Source organism: Sphingomonas mali NBRC 15500 (assembly GCF_001598415.1).
Taxonomy (GTDB): domain Bacteria; phylum Pseudomonadota; class Alphaproteobacteria; order Sphingomonadales; family Sphingomonadaceae; genus Sphingomonas; species Sphingomonas mali.
In genome coordinates this window covers 1-25,162 of sequence record NZ_BCYX01000036.1, presented here as the reverse complement: position 1 = coordinate 25,162, position 25,162 = coordinate 1, and the positions used below count along the sequence as shown (strand labels likewise).

The window sequence follows — 25,162 nt, the reverse complement described above, 5'->3', positions numbered from 1 at the left end:
GCGACGACAGTGGCAGACGGCGGTCTCAAGGCCATTTTCCTTGCGCAACGTCCGACGCTGCTCCGTCTGCTGGTCGCGCGGCTCGGCAATCGCGAGGATGCCGAGGATGTGCTCCAGGACATGTGGCTGCGGATCGACCGGCTTACCGATCAGCCGGTCGCCCAGCCGGCGGCATTCCTCTACCGCATCGCGGCCAATCTCGCGACCGATCGCCGGATCGCGACCGGCCGCCGCGGCGCGCGCGATGCCGTCTGGGTCGACAGCCAGCCGCACGCCGACGAACTGCCCGATGCCGAACGGAGGCTGATGGCGCAGCACCAATGGCAACAGGTCGAAGGTGCCATTGCCGACATGCCCGAGCGTATGGCGATCGCTTTGCGCATGTTCCGGCTGGAGGAGCAGTCACAACGCGCGATCGCCGAGCATCTCGGGATCAGTATCAGCGGCGTCGAAAAGCTGTTGCAGCGCGCATATCGCAAAATTCACGATCGGCTCAACCGATTTGCTGAGGATTCCGAAGCGGCGCGTCGTCAGCATGGGGAAAGGGGCACGGACCGTGCACGCTGAACAGTCGGATATCATCGATCAGGCAATCGGCTGGCATGTTCGCCTGGCCGATGCCGACGAGCATGGCTGGGCCGATTTCATCGCCTGGCTTGAAGCGAGCCCGGCGCACGCCACGGCCTATGACGCGATCGCAAAGGACGATCGCCTGATCGATGGGAAGCATTTCCCCGCGCCCATGCCGGCCGCCGGCAACGACAACAGCCCTGGCCGCCTTCGCTGGTCGTGGTTGATCGCCGGCACGGCGGCAGCCGCGATGGGCGTCGCGATGCTGGCGCCGTCGCTGATCGCGCCGCGTTCCTCGCTTTATGTCGTGGCGACCAGGGCCGGCGAGCGCCGCACGGTTGCGCTGCAACCGGGCACCAGCATCGAATTGAGCGGCGGGACGGTGCTGCGCCTCGATCGCGCCAATCCACGCGTCGCAACGCTCGATCATGGCGAAGCGCTGTTCCATGTCAGCCACGACGCCGCGCACCCCTTCACGATGACCGTCGGCTCCATGACGATCCGCGATCTCGGGACCGTCTTCAACGTCGCCCGCGACGGCAAGGGCCTGACGATCGCCGTGGCCGAGGGATCGGTGCTGTTCCAGCCCGGCAGCAAGGCGCGGAGGCTTGGCGCCGGCGACGCGCTGGCGGTGCGCGACGACGGGCGTGATGTCATCGCCTCGAAGATCGCGCCCAATCTGGTCGGCGGCTGGCGGACCGGCACGTTGAGCTTCGACAATAAAAAGGTCGGCGACGTTATCGCGGCGCTCAAACGGCTATATGGGTTCAAGCTGGACCTGGACTCCGGCTTGTCCGAACGCCCCTTCACCGGCATGGTCCGCTTCACTGGGGTCGCCGATCGGGATGTCCCGCATCTGGCGGAAATGATCGGGGCGACGTGGCGGCGTGACGGCGAGCGATGGATCCTGTCCGACGGGGCATCGGCCCCGCGCTAACGCGCGCCTACGCAGCCGGCCCGGCTTCGGCCTCGCAGCATTCCTGTTTTTACTAGCGGCTTGCTTGCCACGAACGGCGCTAGCCCGTGACACCGCGATTTCGATCCCCCCGACGACGCTCGACATCGCCTTGATGACTCTCGCCCGTGAGGCGGGAGTAGAGATCACCAGCACCGAAGCAGGGCTGCGAACGGTCCGTACCGGACCAGTCCTGGGAAGTATGTCAGTGCGCAAGGCGCTCGACCGTCTCCTCTCCGATACCGGTTATCGCGCGATCGCGGTGGCCCGCGGCTATCGCGTCGTGCGGGCGCCCGTTCGCGCGGCACCGCGCAAAGCGAAACCGATCGCGACGCCGCCGCCCTCCCCTCGCGAGCCCGACATTGTCGTGACCGCCAGCAAGCAGCGCGTGTCGCTGTTGCGTTATCCCGGGAGCCTGATGGTGATCGATGCGCAGCAATCGCCGCCAGCGGCAGCAGGAACGATCACCGATCTCGCGCCCGGCACCCCCATCCTGCAAAGCACGCAACTGGGCGCCGGACGCAACAAGGTGTTCATCCGCGGCATCGCCGACAGCAGCTTCAGCGGCACCACCCAATCGCCGACCAGCATCTATCTCGACGATGTGCAATTGACCTATTCCGGACCCGATCCCGGTCTGCGGCTATACGATATGCGCCGGATCGAAATATTGGAGGGCGCGCAGGGCACGCTTTACGGTTCCGGCGCGATCGGGGGCGTGATCCGGCTGACGTCCAATCCCGTCGATCTGTCTGCCGTGGCGGGCGCGGTGTCGGGCGGCGTCACCGCGACCCAGGGAGGAAGCACCGGTTTCGATGTCGCCGGCATGGTCAACCTGCCGGTCCTGAAGGATCGGCTCGGGATCCGCGCGGTCGCCTATGACGTGCATGAGGGCGGCTATCTCGACGATGTCGGGCGCGGCCTAAGGAACGTCAATCAGGGCGACACCTTTGGAGGAAGGCTGGCGCTGCGGATCGACGCGGCCGATGGCTGGCAGCTGGAGGCAAGCGGGGCTGGCCAATGGATCGACACGCGCGACGGCCAATATGCGGAAACCGCTGAGGGGCCATTGACGAGGCGCTCGCGTATCGCCCAGTCCTTCGACAACCGACTGCTATTCGGTCGCGTGACCGTCACCAAGGATTGGGACAGCGGGCTGCGGTTCTTTTCGGCGACAGGGATCGTCGGTTATCGATCGACCGACCAGTTCGACGCCACGCCGCGGCGCCCGCCAGGGTCGACGTCTCCGCCGGTCATCTATACCGCGAATCGCGACAAATGGCTGTTGAGCCAAGAGGCGCGCCTGTCGCGGTCGCTGCCGAACGGCAATTCCTGGGTCGCCGGGTTCACCCTGGTCAGGGACCAGGACATATTGTCGCGCGCCGCCGGCTCGCCGGGGAATCCGTTGGAGATCATCGGCGTGACCAACGTCACCAAGGCCGCCTCGGCCTTCGGCGAAGCGACGCTTGCGCTGCTGCCGGGCCTTTCGGTCACAGCGGGGGGGCGAGCCACGATGGCCCGAACCGACGGCGATCCTTCAGCCACACCGCGATCGGCGAAGTTCGTAAAAGGCCGACTGAGCCGGCGACTGGACCCGACACTGGCCTTTTCGTGGCAAGTCGCTCCGCACCTCGCATTGTTCACGCGGTTCCAGACCGGATACCGGACGGGCGGATTGGCCGTCGCCGCGGGCATGGGCAGGGTGGCCGACTACCGCTCCGACACCATTACCGTCGGCGAAATCGGAATACGCAAGCTCCGCGACGGCGCGACCGGCCTTGCCTTTTCGGGCAGCGTTTCGGCCGCGTATTGGAGCAATATCCAAGCCGACCTGATCAACCGCCGCGGCCAGCCTTATACCGATAATATCGGAGACGCCCGGATCGAAGCAGCCGAGGGCGCGCTCGACTGGGTACCGATCGCCGGCCTGCATGCCGAGGCGTCGTTCCTGTTCACCGACAACGAAGTCTCTGGCCCCATCGCTGATCTATCGACCGACAACAACCGCCGCCTGCCGGAAACCCCACCATTTGCCGGGCATTGGGGCTTGTCCTACGAATGGACCATGCGCGGCGTTGCGCCCTGGATCGGATTCAACGCCGATTATGTCGGCCGGTCCGTTCTCGGCACGGGCGATCTCCTCGACGTGAGCCAGGGAAATTACTGGCTGCTGGGACTGTCGGCCGGTGTACGTCGCGGCGGCCTGCGCATCGACCTTGCGGTCGATAATCTGACCAACAGCAAGGCCAGTCGCTTCGCTTATGGCAACCCATTTTCCCTGACCTATCGCGACCAGACGACGCCATTGCGCCCGCGCAATGCGCGGCTTGGCATCGCGTTCGGCTGGTAGGCCAACAGTCAACCGATAACCGGCGCCAGGGCAACGAGGGGAGAAGCATCCTCGACAATGAAGACATTTGCTTTCGCGGTCGCGGACAGCGAATCCCCGATGAACGAGGGAGAAATGGCCGATTGCGGCTGCGTCGGCTGGAGCGAGGCGGAGACCAGCGCGAGCTAGTTGGCCTTGGTCGCTGTCACGATGATGTCCGAGTCTTCGGCAATGCGTGCTGGGGAGGCTTGGTCTGGTCCGCCGAATTCGTCACCAAAGGATCGGCAATTGGCTGCGCGGGGGGTAACCGGGAGCCCGTAGCGAATGCCTGCGCGGTACTCAGGATACAGGCGACGCTGCCCGGCAAAACGGGCATCAGGCGCTCGGTGATTTCCCAATGTTTGCGTTTCAGCGCGGGTCGAACATTAACAGCTTGAGCGTCCCGGGCCGGACACGAGGACGGCCGCCTGATGCTGCCGGGGGGTCGGTATCGGCAGCGGCGACGAACAGCCGGCCGCTCGCCGGATCGACCGCCATCGTTCGCGCGCTGACTGCGGTCGCGATCGGTGCCATCGCCCGATAGCGGTCAGGCGAAACCTGCTGATAGACCGAAATTGTGCCATCTCGCCCGTTCGAACTGAACACGCGTTTGCGTTTGGAGTCGAACGCCACCGCGTCGCTGCCCAGGCCGATGGGCAGTTTCGTAACGACTTGGCCTGTCCGGATATCGACGACCATCATTGTCGCATTGACGCAGCCCATGAAGACCCGCCCATTAGCGCTGTCCAGCGCGAGGCCGTGCGGCTTGTCACAACCCGGCGTAGCCCAGCGCGCGACGACGGTATTGGAACGCGAGTCGACCTTGAGCAGATCGCCCTTCTCTTCACCGGCGGCATAGACCGATCCCTTGTCGTCGGAGGCGATGTATTCGACCTTTTCGCCGGCGGCGATCGTCGCGATCGGAGCACCGCTCCTGGCATCGATCACGCTGATCGTTCCCGGATCGCCATCGACCACGAAGACATGGCCGGTCGCTTTATCCAATACCATGCCATCGGCATCGTCGGCAGCCGCGATGCGGCGCGTGACCTTGAGTGATTTGAGGTCGAACGCCACGGCTTGGGCCGCCTCGCCGTCGTCGGTGAAGCCTTGGCCGGTCGCGATCGAAATCGCCACGCCGTGGGTCCCACCCGGCATCCCGCTGACTTCCCCCACGATATTTCCCGCCGCCGCGTCGACCACGGTAACGCGGTCGCCGTGCGCGACATAGACTTGGCCAGTGTCCGCGCTGAACACGACATAGTCCCAGCGGTCGGGCGCGCCGAGCGCGACGCTGTGCGCCAGGACATAATTCGCGGCGGGCGCTGCCGGCGCAGCACTCGCCAGCAAAAGGCTGGCCAGACCAGGAAATACATCTTCATACAGCAACCTCGCGCCAGAATGAGCCGTGCAATACCGCGCGAACCAAGCACTTGTCGCGCGCTCGCTGCTCTTTTCCGAAGAGATTGGGAAAAGACAATTAGCCCCGTTCCGGCCTGCGACGCCATCGGCGTTAACGCACATTGGGAAAACCGACATCTGCCGCCACGGCCGCTCAATCTATAGAATGGTAAGGAGCGGTGGCGGCCATTGTCGGCCGCGAGTTAGGAGTAACGACATGAAGAACCTCGCCCTCATTGCAGCGATTGCGCTGGTCGCAACAGTCAACCCGGCCGCGGCTGCCCGCAAGGCCGCGCCCAAGCTCAGCATGGCGCAGGCCCGCGCGATCGCGCTCAAGATCGCGCCCGGCCGGGTCAAGGACGCAGAGTATGAATATGAAGGGCATGGCTGGCGCTATTCATTCGACATCGCGCAAGGACCGCGTATCCACGAGATCGGAGTCGATGCGATGACCGGCGCGATCGTCGAGAATTCTTTCGAACGGCCCGGCGCGAAGGATTGATCCGACCGCATGCGTATTCTCCTCGCCGAAGACGATGCCGAGACCGCCGCGTTCATCGAGCGCGGGCTCGGCGAGCTTGGCCATGTCGTGACTCGAGTCGCCGGCGGGGAGAATGCGCTGCACCTGGGTGCAACGGAGACCTTCGATGCGATCGTGCTCGACCGCATGCTCCCGGGGATCGAGGGCCTCGACGTCTTGCGCCGCCTACGCGCCGCATCGGTGCGCGTACCGGTGCTGGTGCTGACCGCCAAGGGCGGCATCGCCGATCGCGTCGCCGGGCTCGATGCCGGGGCCGACGATTATCTGGTTAAGCCGTTTGCACTCGCCGAGCTCGCCGCACGGCTCAACGCGTTGCTGCGCCGGCCGCCGATCAGCGACGTGATCACGCGGCTGGCGGTCGGCGACATCGTTCTTGACGTGCTGCGCCGCGACGTGACCCGCGGCGGGCGTCCAGTTCATTTGCAGCCGCGCGAGTTCGCCCTGCTCGATTTACTGATGCGCAATGCCGGGCGCGTCGTGACGCGGACGATGTTCCTCGAACACGTCTGGGGATTTCATTTCGATCCGCAGACCAACATCGTTGAAAGTCATTTGAGCCGGCTGCGCTCGAAACTGCGCGAGGGGTTCGCCGACGACCCGATCGAGACGATCCGCGGCGCCGGATACCGAATGCGCGCCGATGGCTAGCCTGCTGAAGAGCGCCGCCTATCGCATCGCCTTCACTTATGCCGCGGCTTTCGCCGCGGCGATCCTGTTGCTGGGCATTGCAGTATATTTCGCCGCCGATGCCGAATTTCGCCAGCAACGCGACCATGCGATCGCGGTCGAAGCGGCCGACCTGTCGCGCGAGTCGGGCGGAACCGCAGACATCGCGCAGGAAATCGGTGAACGTGAGGCATCGAAAGCGGCGACGGACACTTTCGGCTATGCGCTGTTCGATCGTAGCGGGCGACGCGTCGCCGGGTCGCTCGATGCCCCACGCCCGCCGCCAGGCTTCAGCATGATCGTATTCCGCGACCCAAAGGAAGGCCCGGACGTCGCCCGTGCGCAAGCGGTCGATCTGGCCGACGGGGGCCGGCTCGTCGTCGCTGCCGATTCCGAAGCGATCGAGGCAATCGACCGGACCATTCTGACGCTGTTCGGTGTCGCGTTCGCTGTCATCGTGGTAATCGGCGCTGCTGGTGCGTTGATGTTCGGACAATATCTGCGCCGCCGCCTCGGCGCGATCAGCGACACCGCGCGCGCGATCGTTGCCGGCAATCCCGATCAACGCGTGCCGGTCGGGCCACGCAACGATGAATTTGACGCGGTCGCGCTCGCGATCAATGCAATGCTCGACCGCATCGCCGGGCTGATGCAGAATTTGCAGCAGGTGTCGAGCGACGTGGCGCATGATCTGCGCACCCCGCTGGTGCGATTGCGCAATCAGCTCGACCGCGTGGGTCATGACGACGGCGCCGCCCAGCGCGCGATTGAGCTTGCCGACGAACTGCTCAAGCTGTTCGGCTCGATCCTGCGGATTACCGAAGTCGAGGGCGGCGGCCTGGATCAAGGCTTCTCGCGCATCGACCTATCGGCGCTTGTCGAAGATGTCGGCGAGGGGTTCCTGCCAGCGATTCATGACGGCGGCCGCACGCTCGATTGGCTGATCGAACCGGCCATCGCGGTATCTGGAGATCGCCAACTGCTTGCGCAATCGATCGCCAATCTCCTCGACAACGCCAGCGTGCACACGCCCCCGGGTACCGCGATCCGGATGATGCTCGACGCCGACGATCGCTGGGCACGACTGTCGGTTGCTGACAACGGCCCCGGCGTGGCACCGGCCGATCGCGATGCCATTCTGCAGCGTTTTTTCCGCGCGGAGGCGAGCCGCACGACGCCAGGCAATGGTCTCGGCCTCAGCCTGGTCGCTGCGGTGGCGAGCGCGCACGGCGGTGAGGCGGTGGTAGCCAGCAGAGCGCCGGGCCTTAGCGTGACGATGGTACTGCCGAGGCTGCGATAGTCAGGCTAACGCGCTCGCAACGAAGAGCGAACTCAGCAAGGCTGGGCGCGGTGCCGCCAAACCTTTTAGCGATCAACGCAGGGATCGCATCGAGCTAGTCGCTGCCACTGGCCCGTCCGTGAATGGCGTCCACACCGCCGCCGGTTCCCAGCACCGAACCTTCGTTCCAGCCGCCGTGCCACAGCGGATCGACAACATTGAGAAAATACAATGAAGCACGAGAGCGCAGCGCTCGTAGGTTGGACCCCATAGCGAACCTGCGCCGGACGAGCGCGGCCGCGATACTATCGGCTTGTGCCGGTCGGCGAAGGAGGGGCACTTGCTTGCAGTTCGGCGCTCGCGCGGGATCATCGCCACCCATGATCGGCACGGTCGATGCCCGACATCCTGATCGTCGAGGACGATAACAAGACGGCTCGCGAGATTGCCGCGGCGCTGGCCGATAGCGGTATGGGATCCGGCCATGCCGGCACCGGCGTCGAGGCGATCGCCAAGGCGCGCTCGTCGCATTATGACGCGATCATCCTCGACCGTATGCTGCCCGGCGGGCTGAACGGGCTGGAGGTCTTGGCCGCACTGCGCGGCACGGGCGTCACCACGCCAGTGCTGTTCCTGAGCGCGCTCTCGGCGGTCAGCGACCGGGTGCGCGGGCTGCGTGCCGGCGGCGACGACTATCTGACCAAGCCGTTCGACTTCCTCGAACTGACCGCGCGGGTCGATGCGTTGGTTCGCCGACACGCCCAGGATGTACCGGTGCCGGAGGTCGAGCTAACCATCGGTGACCTGCATATAAACTTGTTGATGCGGACGGTGCGGCGCGCGGGCATCGAAATAGAGTTGCTGCCGCGCGAATATCAGTTGCTCGAGCACCTCGTGCGTAACGCCGGCAGTATCATGACACGAACAATGATCTTCGAGCAGGTATGGGGGTATCATCTCGACGAACGAACTAACGTCATCGACGTCCATATCGCCAAGCTGCGTCGCAAGCTGGAGGCCGGGGGCGGCCCGGCCATGATCGAGACCGTGCGCGGCGCAGGGTACCGCTTCGTTGCGGCTTAGCGAACTCCGCGGCGCGACCAGCTTTCGGCTGGCGCTGTGGTTCGCCGCCTTGTTCGGCTCGGCGTCGCTGCTGTTCGTGGCGACTATCTACATCAGCACCACCCATTATCTGTCCGGCAACCCGGACGAACGGATGCGCGCTGAGGCGGCAAGCTACGATAGCCGATCGCACAGGGTCACCGAATCGCTGATCGACCAGCACAGCGTCGCCGACCTGACCGGGCGGCGGCCGTTCGGGCTGTTCGATCCGCACGGGAATTGGCTCGCAGGCAACCTGCGCCAATTGCCGTCCCCACGGCCGGCGCTGGAGGAGTTTTTCGAAACGACCGTGAACACGACGCGCGAACACACGATCTACCGCTCAATTCTACACCGGCTGCCAAATGGCAATTTGGTTGTCGTGAGCCGCAATATCGAAGAACTGGGCAAGTTTCGCGAGAGGCTGCTCGACGTGACGCTCCTCGCGTTCGTCCTGATGATCGTGCTCGGTGTCTCCGGCGGGACGCTGGTCGGAATCGCTTCGCTGCGCCGGCTCGATCGGGTGACACAGGCGATCGAGGGCATCACGCGCGGCGATCTGGCTGGCCGATTGCCGACACGGGGCACCAACGATGACATAGACCGGCTGGCACGCGTGGTGAACTCGATGCTCGACCAGATCGAGCGCCTGATGGGTGAAGTGAAAGGAGTGTGCGACAGCATCGCTCACGATCTGCGCACACCGCTTACCCGCCTGCTGGCGGGGCTTGAACGCGCCAATCGACGTAACCTAACCGAAGCGGAACGTCGCGCCGAGATCGAGACGGCGATCGTCGAGGTCGGGGCGATGCTGTCCACCTTCGCTGCGTTGCTGCGTATTTCGGAGATCGAGGACGGCGCGCGGCGAGCCTCATTCCAACTCGTCGATCTTGGTCGCGTTCTGGGCGATGCGGTCGATTATTTCGAGCCTGCGGCCGCGAGCAAGTCGATCACGCTGCGCTTCACGCAATCCGATACCGGACCGGTCGAGATGCAGGGCGACCTCGACATGCTGTTCGAAGCGGTCGGCAATTTGATCGACAACGCGATCAAGTTCACGCCGCCCGGTGGATCGATCGGGGTCGAATTGCGCGACGGACCGGAGATCGTCGTCACCGACACCGGTTGCGGGATCGCTGCCGACGATCGCGAAACGGTCAAGTTGCGGTTTTATCGAGGCGGACGTGCACAGGAAACGATCGGCAACGGACTAGGCCTGCCGCTGGTTGGCGCGATCGCGCGTTTGCATGGACTGGAGCTGGCCATCGGCAACGCCGCGACCGGGTGCCGAGTCGCGATCGCGCCGCCGGCCCCGGAAAACCACGCGCCGATGCGTCGCGCTACGTCGTAGAACATTAAATTCCGCTAATGTCCGATCACATGCTGCAGGCACAGCCGCGAGCTATTGCGTCGTTCGTCTTCGCAGTTGCAACATAAACGCGCATTAAATCGGTTTAATAAATCCACTTTAGTCTTGCCGTCGCACCACACGATGGCCTCACTTCATCGAGCAGGACGGCAAGAAGCCGCTTATCGACGGGGAGGGAAAACGTGGTTTCGCGTATTTCGATATTTGCGTTGGCGCTCGTCGGCTTGCCGATAATGGCCTCAGCTGACGACTACATCCCCCCCGTGGTCGGTGGAAAAACCTACGTTCAGCATCAAATTGTAGCCGCTAAGACCCGGCATCCTGAAATCCTGTCGATCATCGTCGAGGGCAAGCGCGACAGCGACAAGTCACCGGTCGTGCTGGGATCGACCCGCGCCAGCGGTGCGGTGTTCACGGCAGCGCCTAAACCGGCTTGGAATGTCGGCGGCAAACTTGGCCCCAGGGGTAGGACCTATGTCGTCCGCACGCCGTTCGTCAGCTCGACCGACCATCCCATCGGCACGATCGTGATCGCCTTCGCCTATCGCAAGGGACAAAGCATTGCCCGGCTCGACGGTATCGCGCGCGCTGTTTCGGCCGACATGGCGCGTGCGACGTTGAGCGCGAAGAACGCCGCCGATCCCTATCCGTACGACAACGCGTGGGGACCGAACACCTATGCCCAGGCGCTGACCGAGCGGATGATCGCCGGGCACCCAGACCTGCTGGTGATGATGATTCACGCGACGCCACCGGGCGGTAAAGCCAATATCATCATCGGTTCCAATATCGGTCGGATTGGCAAGATGGCCGACGAAGACGATCTGCGCGTGATCGAGAAGGGATCGACCAACCTCGAGATCGGCGGCGACAATGATCGCTTTGAGACCGAACTGCCGTTACTCGACGCCAGCGGCAAGCGCATCGGCGCCCTCGGCCTCGTGTTTCGCTACAAGCCCGGCGACGACAAGGAGGCGATCCATCGGCATGGCCTCGCCATCCGGGACGAGATCGCTGCGCGCATCGCCGATAACGCCGCTCTATTTGCCCGGCGCCGCTGATCCCCTCGGAAAGAGACAGCCATGAAGCCTTTCTATCTAATCCCCACTGTCGCTCTACTGATGCTCGCGACCAGCGGATGCAAACAGCCCGGATCCGGCAATGGCACTGCCGGCGGCGGCAACGTCGCAAGTCCGGCGAATGCCTTGGCTCCGCTCAAGCTTGCTGGCTCGACCGACTTCCCCGGCTATACCGGTGACTTCGACCATTTCTCAATCGACACCAAGGACGGCCGGATGTTTCTGGCCGGCGAGGAGAGCGCCGAGCTTGAGGTCATGGACCTCAAGACGGGCAAGATAATCACCCGGATGAAGGGCTTCGGCGTCCCGCACAGCGTGTTCTACATGCCCGACGCCAACGAAATCCTCGTGGTCGATGGCGAGAAGCCGTCGCAGATATTCGACGCTGCGACGCTGAAGGTAAAGCGCGCCTACGCGCTGCCAAAAGGGGCGGATTCGATCGGCTATGACGGTGCTTCGAAGCATCTTTGGATCGTCACCGGCGGTAAGGATGTGCCGCAAAAAGACAGCAACCTGATCGAATTGGATCCGACCACCGGCAAAACGATCAAGTCGGTTCACTTCGATGCGGACCATGTGGAGGCGATGGCAGTCGAGCAGAACGGCCCGCACATCTACATCAACGTAACCGACAAGAATTATCTCGCGGTCATCGACAAGGCGTCGGGCAAGGTCACCGCGCAATGGCCGATCATGGCTGCCGAGCAGAACGCTCCGATTGCCATGGACGAGGCCAATCGCCGCCTGTTCGTGGTGACGCGCAAGCCCGGCAAGCTGGTCGTGCTCAATGCCGATACCGGTGCTCAGGTCGCGGAGTTCAAGGCGCCGGAGCGCACCGATCAGGTTACTTGGGATTCCGGTAATCGCCGCATCTACGTGACCGGTGGCGAAGGATGGACCAGCGTTATCGAGCAATACGGCGCGGATAAATATACCGAAGCCGCCAAGGTGACGACGCTGCCCGGCGCGAAAACCGCGATCTTAGACGCGCCGAATACGCGACTCTGGATCGCGGCGTCACCCGGCGAGACCAAGGCGATAGGTAAGGTGCTCAGGTACGACATCGCGCCGCGTTGAGGCGCGCAAATAAGAACCCGGTTCGTCCGACAATCTCGCGCTCAGAGCGGGAGCGACGTTTCGGTTACTAAGGGGAGGACATAATGATGACGTCACTTCGTTCGACGCGCTTGGCACTATCGACCGCGCTCGGTACCAGCCTGCTGCTCCTTGCGCTGCCCGCTTATGCTCAAACCACGCCTCCGTCGGCGCCACAGCCCGCCGACAAGTCCGATGAACAGGAGCAGCAAAAGGATATCATCATCACCGGCTCGGCCCTGCCGACCACCCCGGACCAGGTCGCGGTCCCGGTCAGCGTGATCGGGAGCGACGAAATTCAGCGCGGCGGCGTTGCCAACAACGCGCTCGAACTGATCCGCAAGCAGATTCCGTCCTTCGCAGGACGCAGCAATGCGGGTAACAGCAACGCCAACAACACCAACCAGAACACCGCCGGTGGATCCCAAGCGCAGTTGCGCAACCTTGATACCTTGGTGCTGATCGACGGGCGTCGGGTCGCGGTCAATGCCATCGCCGGGCTCGGCGGTAAGGTATTCGTCGACCTCGCATCGGTACCGGTCGCCGCGATCGATCGCGTCGAGGTGCTGACCGACGGGTCGTCGGCGATCTATGGCTCGGATGCGGTCGGTGGCGTGATCAACTTCATCCTCAAGAACGACTACGAGGGCGGGTCGGTCGATGGGCGCTATGGATTTGCTGACGGCGGTTATCGCGAGCGCAGCCTCAACTTCACTGTCGGACATAACCTGACGCGCGATTGGAACATCACCATCGCCGGCGGTTATGCCAAGAGCGATCCGTTGTACCAATACCAGCGCGGTTTCACCTCGCCGTTCTACAGCACCGCAACGGCGGTGCCGGGGTCGGTCGTCACCGGCGGCTTCTTCGGCGTGCTCGCACCCGGCCTCGGTAGTCCGGCACAGCGCAATCCGACCGGGATCGCGGCGACCGCACCAAATTTTGCGGCGTTGATCGCCAACGGCACGTACATCAACACGCCGACGACCACGTCGCCACAAACGTCGCCGCCCACCGCCAACAGCAATATCGCGATAGCCGGCACTGGCATCGGCGGCACCTACGATCTGTCGCGATACCAGACGATTCTGCTGCAACAGGAGCAGAAGGCGATCGACATCAGCACCAACGCCCGGTTGTTCGGGGATGCGGTGCGCTTCTATGCCAGCGCGCAACTCGCTGAAAACCGTAGCTTCACCCAGTTCCGGCCAGTCACCACCGGCGTGACACTGGCGCAGGGCGCACCGTTCAATCCGGTCGCAGGGACGCTATCAGGCATCACCTTCGGCAGCACCTCGGATCCCAAACGGTATTTCAATCGCAACGAAAGCCTGCGTCTCACCGCTGGCTTCAAGGGTGATCTGGGCGGCAGTTGGCGGTACGATGCCGCGTACGTTCACAGCATCAATATCCTCGACCAACAGCAGCAGAACGTGATCTATGCCCCGAACGTGGCACGCGCGCTCGCCGGCGGGTTCGACGCGAGCGGGAATGCGGTGGCAGGGGGCGCCTATAGCAAGGTGTTCTCAAGCTTCTCGCTCAACGCGCCACTGATATTGGTCCCGGCGCTCGACCCGCTAGCGCGGCCCGGCACAGTCAACCGTACGACCTTGGCATCGATCTACGGCACCGAACGGCTGCATGCCGCGAGCAAGCTTGATTCGTTCGATGCCACCATCACCGGGGCGCCGGTCACACTGCCCGGCGGCAAGCTGTCGATCGCCGTCGGCGCCGCCTACCGGCGTGAGTCGTTGTCGGGAACTCCCGATGCGAACGGCTATGTTCATACCGACCCGAACTATTGCAACGACGGCGGTACGCTGACCAACAATCCATCGAGCTGGATTGGCGGGCAATCCGCCGACCCGTTCCCGGTCGCATGCTCAACCAATGCTGCCGGATCGCGTACGACGGCGGGGCGCCGGATTACCTCCGAATTCGCGGAAGTCCGCCTGCCGATCTTCGGCGACGATTTCACTATTCCCGGCTTCCACGAATTCGACCTGATCGGCGCGATCCGGCACGAGAACTACAGCGATGCGGGCAATTCGACCGTGCCGAAGGTCGGCTTCTTTTGGAAGCCCGACAGCCAAGGCGTCCTGACGATCCGGGGCACCTACGCGAAGTCGTTCACCGCGCCGCCTCTCTACCAGGAGTATGGGCCGGTCAATTTCCGCCAAGCCGGTCCGGGCATCATCCCTGCCGCCTTCCCTGGCCTAGCCGCCGGGCTGTCGCCGGTCGAGGACGGCGTCAATCCCGGTCTACAGCCGGCCAAGGCGACCTCTTATTCGCTGGGCGTGGTGTTCAAACCGCCGGTCATCGAAGGCTTGCGTCTTTCCATCGATTATTCGCTGGTCAAAGAACGCGGACTGCCGGGCGGGATCGGGTTCAGCAACATCTTCCTCGACGTCAACCAGAACGGATCCGCGTCGTTGTTCGCCGGCAATATCGCCAAGGGCAACTTCCCCGGCATGCCCGGCGCGACGCCGTTCACCAATCCGGGTGATCTGCGCGCTTATCTCGCCGCCGACCCGGCCAACTACGCCAACGTCTATGCGATCGACCGGTTTACCAATCTCGGCGGTATTCGGGTCAAGACGCTCAACGGCACGATCGATTACGAGCGCGACTTCGGCGGCGCGGGAAAGCTCACGTTCAACTCGATCATGGCGGTTTTCCTGAACTATCAGTTCCAGGCGCTACCGAGCCAGAAATTCTACGAATATGCCGGCACCGCGACCAATGGCGGTACCGGCGTCCAGGGTGTGCTGCCCAAGTTCCGCTCGTACACGTCGGTGAACTGGGCGATCGGCGGCTTCGACCTGACCATAGCCAACACTTATGTCTCTGCAGTGCGAGACCTGGGTGCGGGCGGGATCACTTACGAAACCAATGCGGCGCACACCCCACCGACCGCGTTCGCCGGTCGGATCAAGCCGTACACGACCTTCGATCTGCGCTTGGGATACACGCTCAAGGATCGCGACGGGCATCCGAGCGGATTCGCCATCGCGGTCGGGGTCAACGACGTGTTCGACCGCATGCCGCCGGTATCGACCAACGTCTTCACGCCAAGTGCGGCCTATACCGACAATACGGCGGACGTCTCGACCTACTCCGCGATCGGCCGGCTTGGCTACGTCCAGGCGTCCGTGAAGTTCTGACGGTCGCGAATTCGGATTGTCCAGAGGAGAAATGAGCGTGCGCAAAGTGATGATGTCGGTTGCCTGTGTGGCCGTTTTAGCGGGGTCGGGCGTCGCGATCGGCGCGGCGAAGCGGACGGCGGGCGGCTATGCGATCACACGGGTCGGTCTGCCGGGCGACGGTCGTGGCGACTATGTCACGGTCGATCCGGTGGGTCGCCGGCTGTACGTCACGCACACGACACGGGTGCATATCCTCGACCTCGACACGCTCCAGCCGATCGCGACGGTCGAGGGACTCGACGGTGCGCATGGCGTTGCGCTCGATGCCGCGGCGGGGCACGGCTTCGTGTCCGACGGCAACACCAATTCGGTCAAGATGTTCGACCTCGCAAGCGGCAAGGTGCTCGCCTCGATTGCGGTCGGGACCAAGCCCGACAGCATCCTGCGGGATCCCGCTTCGGGTAAAATTATGGCGTTCAACGGCGATTCGGAGGACGTCACCGTTATCGAGCCCGCCACCGCCACGGTGACCGCGACGATCAAGCTGCCGAGCGGTCCCGAATTCTCCCAGGCCGACGGCAAGGGCAAGGTTTGGGCGAACATGGAGGAGACCAGCTCAATCGTCGAAATCGACACCGCGACGATGAAAGTCACGCGCACCTTTCCATTGACCGGCTGCGATGGCCCCGCGCCACTCGCGTTCGATCCGGTCAACCGACGGCTATTTAGCGGCTGCGGCAACAAGGTGATGATTGTGACCGACGCCGATAGCGGCAAGGTCGTCGCGTCGGTGCCGGTCGGCGGCGATCCCGACGGCATTGTGTTCGACGCCGTCCGCAAGCGCGCGATTGTTGCCAATCGCGACAAGACCTGGACGATCGTCGCGCAACGCGGGCCGAACAGCTATGCGGTCGCGCGGACGTTGCCGATCGACGAATATGCCAAGACGATCGCGCTTGACCCGAAAACGCACCGGCTGTTCTCGTCGACCGCCGACTTGGTCTGGCCGCCGGCGGTCACGGGCAAGAAGCATTTGCCCAACGCCCAGCCGGGGACGTTCCGGCTGATCGCCGTGTCTGAGAAATAGACGATGTCACTCGCGCCGGCCAATGACGAGGGATCGTCCGAGTCAGTTGCCGCGCCACCGCCGGTCAACCGCTGGTGGCGATTGATGGACACGCGCGTCGGTATCGTGCCGGTACCGGTATTCGTCGTCATCCTGGCGATCATCGCCGTCTATGTGCGATCGGGAGTGGTGCCGTCGGACCTGACGATGAACATCCTGATCCTGGCGGTCGGCGGCTTCGCCTGCGCCGAGATCGGCAAGCATATCCCGGTGGTGAAACGGATCGGCGCCGCGGCGATCATGGCGACGTTCGTTCCGTCCTACTTGGTCTACGCCCATGTCATTCCCGTGCCGCTCAAGGACTCGATCAGCACCTTCGCCGAGCAGAGCAACTTCCTCTATTTGTTCATCGGATCGATCATCGTCGGCTCGATCCTCGGTATGGACCGGCGAATGCTGATCGGCGGCTTCGTCAAGATTTTGGCGCCAATCCTCGCGGGGTCGCTTGCCGCAGCCGCGGTCGGCATCGCCGTAGGGACCGCGCTCGGGCTCGGTCTGTGGCACGCCACATTCTATGTCGTCCTACCGGTGATGGCCGGCGGCGTCGGCGAAGGCGCGATACCGCTGTCGATCGGTTACGGCGCGCTGTCGGGCCATGCGCAGGGTGACCTGCTCGCCGAAATCCTTCCCGCCGTCATGTTCGGCAGCCTCGTCGCGATCCTGCTCGCGGGCGGGCTCAACCTGCTCGGACGGCGGCGGCCGCTGCTGACCGGCAACGGCAATCTGCAGCCTGGTGAGCACGACATACCGCTGACCGGCGAGGATGCGCCGCGCTTCACGCCCGACCTGCAGACAGTTGGCGGAGCGCTGGTGCTCGCGATGACGCTCTATTTTGTCGGTGCCCTGACACAGAAGTTTACCGGCTTTCCTGGCCCTGTGACGATGTTGTTTCTGACGGTGCTTCTGAAGCTCGGCCGTGTCGTCTCGCCGCGGCTCGAACAGGGCGCCTATCGTAACTATCAATTCTTCGCGAGTCTGGTCACCTATCCTTTGCTGTTCGCGATCGGGGTCGCCAAGACGCCGTGGGAAAAGCTGATCAGCGCGTTCAACGCGCCGACCATCTTCACCGTCCTGGCCACCGTCGGCACGTTGGTCGTCACTGGATTTTTCGTCGGCCGCGCGGTCAACATCTATCCGGTCGAAGCGGGGATCATCGCCGCCTGCCGCGCCAGCCAGGGCGGGACCGGTGATGTCGCCATCCTGGGCGCGTCGGACCGGATGATGCTGATGCCGTTCGCACAAGTCGCGACGCGGATCGGCGGTGCGATCACGGTGACGCTCGCGCTGGCGCTGTTTGCGCGATTCGGCACGTGATGGGCAATTGGGGCATAGCGCTGGCCGCGGTGATGGCGGCCACGCCGGCGGCAGCACAGACCTATGGCGATACCTTGCTGACCGCGATCGCGGCTCGGCATCCCGGCGTGGCGTCGATCCGCGTCGCGACGACGGCGAAGGACGGCCGGCCTATAGGCATCCGGCGTGGCGAGGCGGCAGCCGTGGTCACGACCGTCCCGCTGACCACAGCGATGGGCGATCCAATCGGCGTGCTCACCGTCACCGGGCGTCGCCGCATCGCCGCCGGCCCGATCGCGCGCGACATGGCCCGGCGCATCTATGTCGCCGATAATCTGATTGAAGCCGATCCGTTCGTTGCCGGCGCGATACGCGATCCTCGAGCACAGGCGCTGGTCGACCAGATGCTCGACCGTTTTCCCGATCTCATCACGCTGGCGCTGCATGTCGCGCCGCTGGGGGCGTCGAACACGATCATCGCCTCGAGCTTCGGTCGGATCGGCAAGCCCGCCGACGCCGACGACGCAGACGTGATCGCGCGCGGCACTATTCGGCGCGAAGTGACCAACGCAGGTCGCCGGCTAGCGGTAGAGTTGCCGCTGCTCGACGCAAGCGGTCGAGTGATCGGCGCGCTCAGCACCAGTTTTCTGATCGAGCCGCGAGGCGGCAACGAAGCCGCCTACACCCGCGCGCTTGCGGTCCGGGCCGCGCTTGCCCGCCGCATCCCTTCACTTGCCGCTTTATGACCCTGTCCTCGTTCGGGAGACCACCGATGCACCGCCGCCTCGCCTGCCTGACTGCCGCCGCACTTACCCTTGCCCCCGTGGCCGACGCCCAAACCGTGCCCGCCAAGAACTGGACTGCGCCGGCAGGCCGCATCTATGCGCAGCAATTGTCTGACGAGACGATGAAGGCGCACGCCGAGTTGCTCAGCGTCACCTTCCACGGCGTGCCTCCGGGGATGTCCGACACTTATACGATGTTTGCTGGCTCGTACGCCGACCGCATCGGCAACCCCGACGATCCCGACGATATCGACGTATCGAAAAAGGGCATTACGATCGTCGATCCCCGCTGGCACAGGACCAAAGACGCGTCGCCAAAGTTCGTCGTGCTGATGCCGTTGCGCGACCGCAGCGGCGCGAACATTGGGCTTATCGTCTACGCCTTTAAGGTTCCGGTCGCTAGCAACCAGTACGAGCGCAGCCTGTATCTCAAGGCGCTCGACCTGCGCGATGCGCTCGCCAAACGCATTCCGAGCTACGCCGCATTGTTCGCATCGGCAAAATGACGCCGCTACGGCTTTGTTCAGAAACATTGGGAAAATCGAAAGCGACGGCAACGGTCGATCAACGTACGGCTTGCTAACCCGCTTGCCGGCGGCCCTCCGCTCGCTAACGAAGACAGAAAATGGATCGCCGCCCGATGAAAGCCGACGAGCGCAGCCATCTGCAACGATCGCCCCAGCGGCCTGTGGAGACGAGCCGTCCGCGCATCAGAGCGGCTCGCGTCCTCCTGTTGCTCCCGCTCGCCGCGTGTGCGCACTATGCGCCGTCACCGCTGTCGCCTGCGCCGGCGGTGCTCGCCGCGCCTGACGCGGCGGCACTGTCACAGGCAGCGGCGACAATTGACCGGCCGTATCTCAAACCCTTGGCGGTCGATCTCGCCGCACCACTCGACGGCAATGCGGTGGCGGTGCTGGCGGTGGTCAACAATCCCGATCTGAAGGCGCTACGCGAACGCGCCGGGATCAGCGACGCGCAAGTGTTTGCCGCCCGGCTGCTGCCTGATCCGACCTTTAGTTTCGGCGCGAGCAAGGTATTGTCGGGTCCTGATCCGTTGCCCGATCTGGTCGGCGCGCTCGGCTTCGACCTCAACAGCTTGCGCACGCGCGGGGTCAAACTGGCCCAGGCACGAGCGGCCGCAAGACAGGTCCGGCTCGACCTGGCCTGGAACGAGTGGCAGACCGCTGGACAGGCACGGATTCAGGCGGTGCGCATCCTGGCGCTGGTCCGCAACTTGACGCTTGCCGACGCCACGCGCGCCAATGCGCGGTCGCTGCTCGATCGCACCCAGCGCGCAGCGGCGCGAGGCGACCTCGCCGCCGATCAGGATCAGGCGGCGCGCACTGCCGCCGCCGATGCCGAAGACAAGGCACGCACCGCCGAGCGCGATCTGGCGGCGGCGCGGTTCGAATTGAACCGCTTGCTCGGCCTGCCGCCGCAAACGTCGTTGCTGCTTGCATCGCCAGCAATCCCTGACGTGCCGCTCGACCCTGCAAAGCTGTTCGCGATCGGGCAGGTCAACCGCACCGACATCAAGGCGCTGGAGGCGGGCTATGCCTCGCAGGAGGCGGCCACGCGCAAGGCGATCATGGACCAGTTCCCAACGCTCGCGCTGACCTTGACCGGCAACCGCGACACCGCCGGCAATTTGATCGTCGGACCGGCGATCGACTTCACCGTGCCGCTATGGAACCGCAACCGCGGCGGCATCGCGATCGAGCGCGCGACCCGCGCGGCGCTCAAGGCTGAATACGAAGCGCGATTGTCCCAGGCCCGCGCAGAGATCGCTGCCGCGGTGTCCGGCATTCTTGTCGCGCGGCGCCAACGCGACGCGGTGCTGCGCGACTTGCCATCGGCAGAACGCTACGCGACAGCGACCCGCCGCGCGGCGGGTCGCGGCGACCTCGCGCTCTCCACCGCCGAAACCGCCGAACAGGCGCTTCGCGACAAGCAGATCCTGCTCGCCCAGAGCGACCAAGCGATCGCCGAACAAATGATCGCGCTCGAACTTCTTACCGGCACGCTGAGGGAGGCGTGGACGCAATGACCAGAACCACGATTTGCGGATTTGCGCTGCTGCTGGCCGGCTGCTCAGGTGCCGACGATACCGCCAAGGAACCCGAGCCGGTTGCCTTGGTCAAGCTCGCGCCGGTCGCCCAAGGCGGCGGCGGGCAGCAAATTACAGTCTACGGCGCGGCCGAGGCCGGCCGGCTGGGCAAGGTAGCTTTGGTCGCGCCGGCCGAGGCGACCGTCGTCGCCATCGACGCGCCCGCCGGGACGCAGGTAGGGCAGGGCCAAGTGGTGGCGCGGCTGGCGGCGTCGCCGACCACGCGGGTCGATCTGGTCAAGGCGTCGAGCGACGCGCAGGCATCCGACGCCGCGCTCGCACGCGCACTACGCCTCCGTGCGGACGGTCTAGTCAGCAACGCCGAGGTCGATGCTGCGCGCGCCGCGGCGGAGTCGGCCAAAGCCTTACGCAGCAGCATGGCGCAGCGCGCCAGCGGGCTGACGCTGCGCGCCCCCGCGGCCGGGGTGGTCGAGATCGTGACGCCGGCGGTAGGCGATCTGGTTCAACCGGGCGCGGCAGTCGCGTCGGTCGTGCGGCCGGGCAATGCGCGCGTCCGCTTCGGGATCGATCCCGGCACCGCGCGATCGATCCGCCCCGGCATGGCGCTCAGCATCGCCGGTAATACCGCGCGCGCGCCGCTTGCCGCGACGATCGCGTCGGTCAGCCCGGTGGTCGACCCTCAGACCCGCCTCGCCTCGGTCTATGCCGACGTGCCGGCGGGCAGCGGTATCAGCCCAGGCGAGGCGTTGACCGCGACGATCGGCGTCGGTGATAGCACCACCGCGCTGACCATTCCCTATGCCGCGTTGCTCGACGATGCGGGGCAAACTTACGTCTATGTCGTCGCCGGCGGCGTCGCGCATCGTCGCGACGTCGCGACGCAGCCGTCGACCGGGGACCGAGTCACCGTGATCAGGGGTCTCAAGCTCGGCGATCGCGTCGTGGTCGAGGGTGGCACCGCGGTCGAGGACGGCATGAAGGTGCGCACGCAATGAGCGAGGACGCCGTTTCCCCGACCCAGTCGGCGGCGCATGCCCCGAGTGCGCTACAGCGGCACGCCCGCGCGCTGTGGCTCGCTGCCGCGCTGATCGTACTGGGCGGAGTGATGGCGGCGACGCGGATGCCGGTCAGTCTGTTTCCGCATATCGACTTCCCGCGCGTGGTGGTGTCGATTGATGCCGGCGACCGCGACGCCCAACAAATGACCGCCGAGATCACCCGCCCGATCGAGATCGCACTACGTGCGGTCCCCGGCGTATCGCGGGTGCGATCGACCACCAGCCGCGGCTCGGCCGAAGTTGCAGTCGATTTCCCTTGGAGCCAGGACATGGTCGCTGCCACGTTGGCGACGCAGACTGCGCTGGCGACGACGCTGCCCGATCTGCCCGCCGGCACGCGGTTCGACGTGCGGCGCTCCGACCCGACTATCTTTCCAGTGCTCGGTATCGCACTGACGTCGAAGACGCTCGATCAGAATGCGCTGCGCCAGATCGCCGAGTTGCAGGTCCGTCCGGCGCTTACCGCGGTGCCGGGCGTGGCCGGGGTCGACGTGCTCGGCGGCTCGCCGCGCGAACTCGCGATCGACGTCGATCCGGCGCGGGCGCAAGCCCTCGGCCTGTCGCTCGACACGATCGCCGCCTCGCTCGGCAAGGCCAACGCGATCCGCGGTGTCGGCAAGCTCGAGGATCGCCACCGCCTGTATCTCGTGCTGAGCGAGAACCGACTGGCGTCGATCGCCGATCTTGCCGCCACGCCGGTCAAGGCCGGCGCCGCGGGCGGCGCCGGCCTGGTGACGCTGGGCCAGATCGCGACAATCCACCCGTCGGTCGAGCCATCCTTCACCAAGGTCACGTCGAGCGGCCAGGACGCCGTCCTGGTCAATATTCGCCAGTCGCTGAGCGGCGACACGGTGCGCATCGTCGGCGATATCGATGCGCGGCTGAAGACGCTCGGCCTGCCACCCAGCGTGACGGTCACAACTTTCTATGACCAGTCTGAACTGGTCACCGGGGCGGCCAATGCGGTCCGCGACGCGATCCTGATCGGCGCGGTGCTCGCGGGACTGGTACTGTTCGTGTTCCTGCGCTCAGGACGGCTGATGCTGATCACCGGGCTGATGCTGCCCGCGGTTCTCGCCGCGACCTGTCTATTGCTGTTCGCGTTCGGGATGAGCTTCAACATGATGACGCTCGGCGGGATGGCGGCTGCGGTCGGGCTTGTCGTCGATGACGCGGTGGTGATGCTCGAACACATCATGCGGCGGTTGCAGGAGGGCGCCACTTCGATCGGGAAGGCGGCGGGCGAGATGGCTAAACCGCTGTTCGGATCGACTGCCGCGACGATCGTCGTGTTCACGCCGCTGGCGTTCGTCAGTGGCGTGACGGGCGGGTTTTTCAAAGCGCTGGCGCTGACGATGGTCGCGTCCCTCGGTCTGTCGCTGCTTTTCGCGCGTTACCTGCTTCCTCTGGTGTCCGAGCGGTGGGTGCGGCAGCAGGATGTCGAGGCGGCGGATCGTGCCGGCGCGTTCATGCGTCTGCTAGAGAAATGGAACGGCCGTGCCGGCGACCGCGCGCTGGCGCGGCCCGGCCTTTTCGTCGCTCTGCTCGGCATCGGCATGGCGGTGCTCGGCTATGCCGCGTGGAACCACGTGCCGTCGGGGTTCATGCCGGCGATGGACGAGGGGGGGTTCATCCTCGATTACAAGGCAAAGCCGGGATCGGCGCTGAGCGATACGGATCGGCTGCTGCGCCAGGTCGAGCAGATCATTTCGGCGACCCCCGAAGTCGCGAGCTATTCGCGCCGCACCGGGCTTCAGCTCGGTGGGGGACTGACCGAGGCGGACGAGGGGGATTACTTCATCCGGCTGAAAGGTGGATCGCGTCGCGACATCGAGGAGGTGATGGCCGACATTCGCGGTCAGGTCGCGGAGAAGGTGCCCGGACTCGAGATCGAGACCGCGCAGTTGATGGAGGATTTGATCGGTGACCTTACCGCGGTGCCGCAGCCGATCGAGGTCAAGCTGTTTGGCGACGATCCCAAGCTGCTGGCGGATTCCGCGAAGAAGGTCGGCGAGGCGATCGGCAAAATCAACGGCGTGGTCGAGGTGGTCGACGGCCTCCGCGTTGCCGGCGACGCGCTGACCATCAAAGTCAATCCAGCGGCCGCGCTGCAACATGGGCTCGATCCCGACGCAGTCACCACTCAGGTCGAGGCGCTGATCGCCGGCACGCCCGCGACCCAACTGCGGATCGGCGAGCAACTCGTCAACGTGCGCGTCCGCGCCGCCGCCGAACTACGCTCGCATGCCGACGATATCGCTCGCCTGCCCTTGGTCGCGCCCGACGGACACCTCGTGCGTGTCGGCCAGATCGCGACAGTGTCAGTAACTCCGGGACAGGAGCAGATCACCCGGGAGGATCTCGCGCCGTTCATCGCGGTTACCGCCCGGCTTGAAGGTCGCGATCTAGGTTCGGGGATGAAGGATGTGCGCGCGACCGTCGCCGGCCTCAAACTGCCGGCGTCGGTGCGCGTCGACTATGGCGGTCTCTACGCGCAGCAACAGCAGAGCTTCGCCGACCTGACTGTGGTGTTCGTTGCCGCCTTGTTACTGACTGCGTTGCTGCTGACCCTGCTGTTCGAGCGCATCGCCTGGACGGTTGCGGCGATCGCGACGGTGCTCCTGTCCGCAGCCGCGGTGCTGTGCGGATTATGGATCACCGGCATCGAACTCGACATCTCGGCGCTAATGGGACTGACGATGGTGGTGGGGATGGTCACCGAACTGGTGATCTTCTACCTCGCCGAACTCCGGCTCGACCGTACGCTGGTGTTGGCTGACCTTCGCGAGGCCGGCGAAAAACGCCTCAGGCCGATCCTGATGTCAGCGCTTATCGCGGTTCTAACGCTGGCCCCGCTCGCGCTGGGGGTCAGCCGCGGTGCCGGGCTGCAGCGCCCGCTCGCCACCGCGATCATCTTCGGGTTGACCGCTGCCGTGCCGTTGGTCCTGTTGTTCCTGCCGGCGGCCCTGGCTATGATGGCCCGCGGTCGACGGGTTGACGCGTCCCTTTAGTCCATCACAATGACCGGCACGCCGAAGCCGTGCCGACTACGGCTTGCCTCCGGCCTGAAGAATGACCTTTTTTTAGGTCGCCGTGATCATCATCCAATGACGGCTAGTGGGCGCCAACTGCCGGCATGGCGCGGCCCAGGCCTAGGGCCGCGCCGCTTTCAGAGCTCCGTTTTCTACGCCAGCTTCAGGGCATCCTCGATATCCACACCCCACCCAGATTCGGACATTCCCTGCCTACATGAATAAACGTC

Annotated in this window: 19 protein-coding genes; 18 read left to right on the top strand and 1 reads right to left on the bottom strand. The window is 64.8% G+C overall.

Annotated features, from left to right (window positions below):
• Nucleotides 1–9: 9 nt before the first annotated feature.
• From SMA01S_RS19135 to SMA01S_RS19125, 3 genes are all read left to right on the top strand, one after another.
• Nucleotides 10–567, top strand: a complete 558-nt coding sequence (locus SMA01S_RS19135) for an RNA polymerase sigma factor (RefSeq protein WP_084250439.1) — start codon at nt 10–12, stop codon at nt 565–567.
• A complete protein-coding gene (locus tag SMA01S_RS19130; RefSeq protein WP_066826290.1) occupies nt 557–1,507 on the top strand; it encodes a FecR family protein in 951 nt (316 codons plus the stop codon). Before SMA01S_RS19135 ends, SMA01S_RS19130 begins: the two co-directional genes overlap by 11 nt.
• 133 nt (nt 1,508–1,640) lie before the next feature.
• The gene (locus tag SMA01S_RS19125) at nt 1,641–3,875 is read left to right on the top strand and encodes a TonB-dependent receptor (protein ID WP_084250438.1); all 2,235 of its coding nucleotides are present in this window, start codon (nt 1,641–1,643) and stop codon (nt 3,873–3,875) included.
• Nucleotides 3,876–4,262: 387 nt separating this feature from the next.
• Here the strand turns inward: SMA01S_RS19125 and SMA01S_RS19120 are convergent, their stop codons facing one another.
• A complete protein-coding gene (locus SMA01S_RS19120; RefSeq protein WP_157094042.1) occupies nt 4,263–5,282 on the bottom strand; it encodes a YncE family protein in 1,020 nt (339 codons plus the stop codon).
• Nucleotides 5,283–5,511: 229 nt separating this feature from the next.
• On the opposite strand from SMA01S_RS19120, the gene SMA01S_RS19115 reads away from it, so the two are divergent.
• The 15 genes from SMA01S_RS19115 to SMA01S_RS19045 all read left to right on the top strand — a co-directional run bounded on the left by SMA01S_RS19115 (nt 5,512) and on the right by SMA01S_RS19045 (nt 24,911).
• Nucleotides 5,512–5,796, top strand: a complete 285-nt coding sequence (locus SMA01S_RS19115) for a PepSY domain-containing protein (RefSeq protein WP_066826247.1) — start codon at nt 5,512–5,514, stop codon at nt 5,794–5,796.
• Nucleotides 5,797–5,805: 9 nt separating this feature from the next.
• Complete coding sequence (locus SMA01S_RS19110) at nt 5,806–6,483, top strand: response regulator transcription factor (protein WP_066826245.1); 678 nt, start codon at nt 5,806–5,808, stop codon at nt 6,481–6,483.
• Nucleotides 6,476–7,801, top strand: a complete 1,326-nt coding sequence (locus SMA01S_RS19105; RefSeq protein ID WP_066826243.1) for a HAMP domain-containing sensor histidine kinase — start codon at nt 6,476–6,478, stop codon at nt 7,799–7,801. The genes SMA01S_RS19110 and SMA01S_RS19105 overlap by 8 nt, the downstream gene beginning before the upstream one ends.
• Nucleotides 7,802–8,176: 375 nt before the next feature.
• On the top strand, nt 8,177–8,863 hold the full coding sequence (locus SMA01S_RS19100) for a response regulator transcription factor (RefSeq protein WP_066826240.1): 687 nt from the start codon (nt 8,177–8,179) through the stop codon (nt 8,861–8,863).
• Nucleotides 8,853–10,232 (top strand): sensor histidine kinase, encoded by a 1,380-nt coding sequence (locus tag SMA01S_RS19095; protein WP_066826237.1) that lies wholly within the window; start codon nt 8,853–8,855, stop codon nt 10,230–10,232. Before SMA01S_RS19100 ends, SMA01S_RS19095 begins: the two co-directional genes overlap by 11 nt.
• Nucleotides 10,233–10,459: 227 nt before the next feature.
• Entirely contained in the window at nt 10,460–11,311 is an 852-nt protein-coding gene (locus SMA01S_RS19090) for a hypothetical protein (RefSeq protein WP_157094041.1), read from the top strand.
• A gap of 21 nt (nt 11,312–11,332) precedes the next feature.
• Nucleotides 11,333–12,406, top strand: a complete 1,074-nt coding sequence (locus tag SMA01S_RS19085) for a YncE family protein (protein WP_084250437.1) — start codon at nt 11,333–11,335, stop codon at nt 12,404–12,406.
• Nucleotides 12,407–12,489: 83 nt separating this feature from the next.
• Nucleotides 12,490–15,588, top strand: a complete 3,099-nt coding sequence (locus SMA01S_RS19080; protein ID WP_066826230.1) for a TonB-dependent receptor plug domain-containing protein — start codon at nt 12,490–12,492, stop codon at nt 15,586–15,588.
• A 31-nt stretch (nt 15,589–15,619) separates the two neighbouring features.
• The gene (locus SMA01S_RS19075; protein ID WP_066826228.1) at nt 15,620–16,657 is read left to right on the top strand and encodes a YncE family protein; all 1,038 of its coding nucleotides are present in this window, start codon (nt 15,620–15,622) and stop codon (nt 16,655–16,657) included.
• 3 nt (nt 16,658–16,660) lie between these two features.
• Nucleotides 16,661–18,010 carry a 2-hydroxycarboxylate transporter family protein gene (locus SMA01S_RS19070; RefSeq protein WP_066826226.1) on the top strand — a complete coding sequence of 450 codons (1,350 nt, stop codon included), beginning with the start codon at nt 16,661–16,663 and terminating at the stop codon, nt 18,008–18,010.
• Nucleotides 18,010–18,735, top strand: coding sequence for a hypothetical protein (locus tag SMA01S_RS19065; protein ID WP_066826223.1), 726 nt, complete (start codon nt 18,010–18,012; stop codon nt 18,733–18,735). Before SMA01S_RS19070 ends, SMA01S_RS19065 begins: the two co-directional genes overlap by 1 nt.
• A 26-nt stretch (nt 18,736–18,761) precedes the next feature.
• Complete coding sequence (locus SMA01S_RS19060; RefSeq protein ID WP_066826220.1) at nt 18,762–19,280, top strand: hypothetical protein; 519 nt, start codon at nt 18,762–18,764, stop codon at nt 19,278–19,280.
• A gap of 134 nt (nt 19,281–19,414) precedes the next feature.
• Nucleotides 19,415–20,821, top strand: a complete 1,407-nt coding sequence (locus SMA01S_RS19055) for a TolC family protein (RefSeq protein WP_084250444.1) — start codon at nt 19,415–19,417, stop codon at nt 20,819–20,821.
• Nucleotides 20,818–21,837, top strand: a complete 1,020-nt coding sequence (locus SMA01S_RS19050; RefSeq protein WP_157094040.1) for an efflux RND transporter periplasmic adaptor subunit — start codon at nt 20,818–20,820, stop codon at nt 21,835–21,837. The genes SMA01S_RS19055 and SMA01S_RS19050 overlap by 4 nt, the downstream gene beginning before the upstream one ends.
• Nucleotides 21,834–24,911, top strand: coding sequence for an efflux RND transporter permease subunit (locus tag SMA01S_RS19045; RefSeq protein ID WP_066826215.1), 3,078 nt, complete (start codon nt 21,834–21,836; stop codon nt 24,909–24,911). Before SMA01S_RS19050 ends, SMA01S_RS19045 begins: the two co-directional genes overlap by 4 nt.
• Nucleotides 24,912–25,162: the final 251 nt, after the last annotated feature.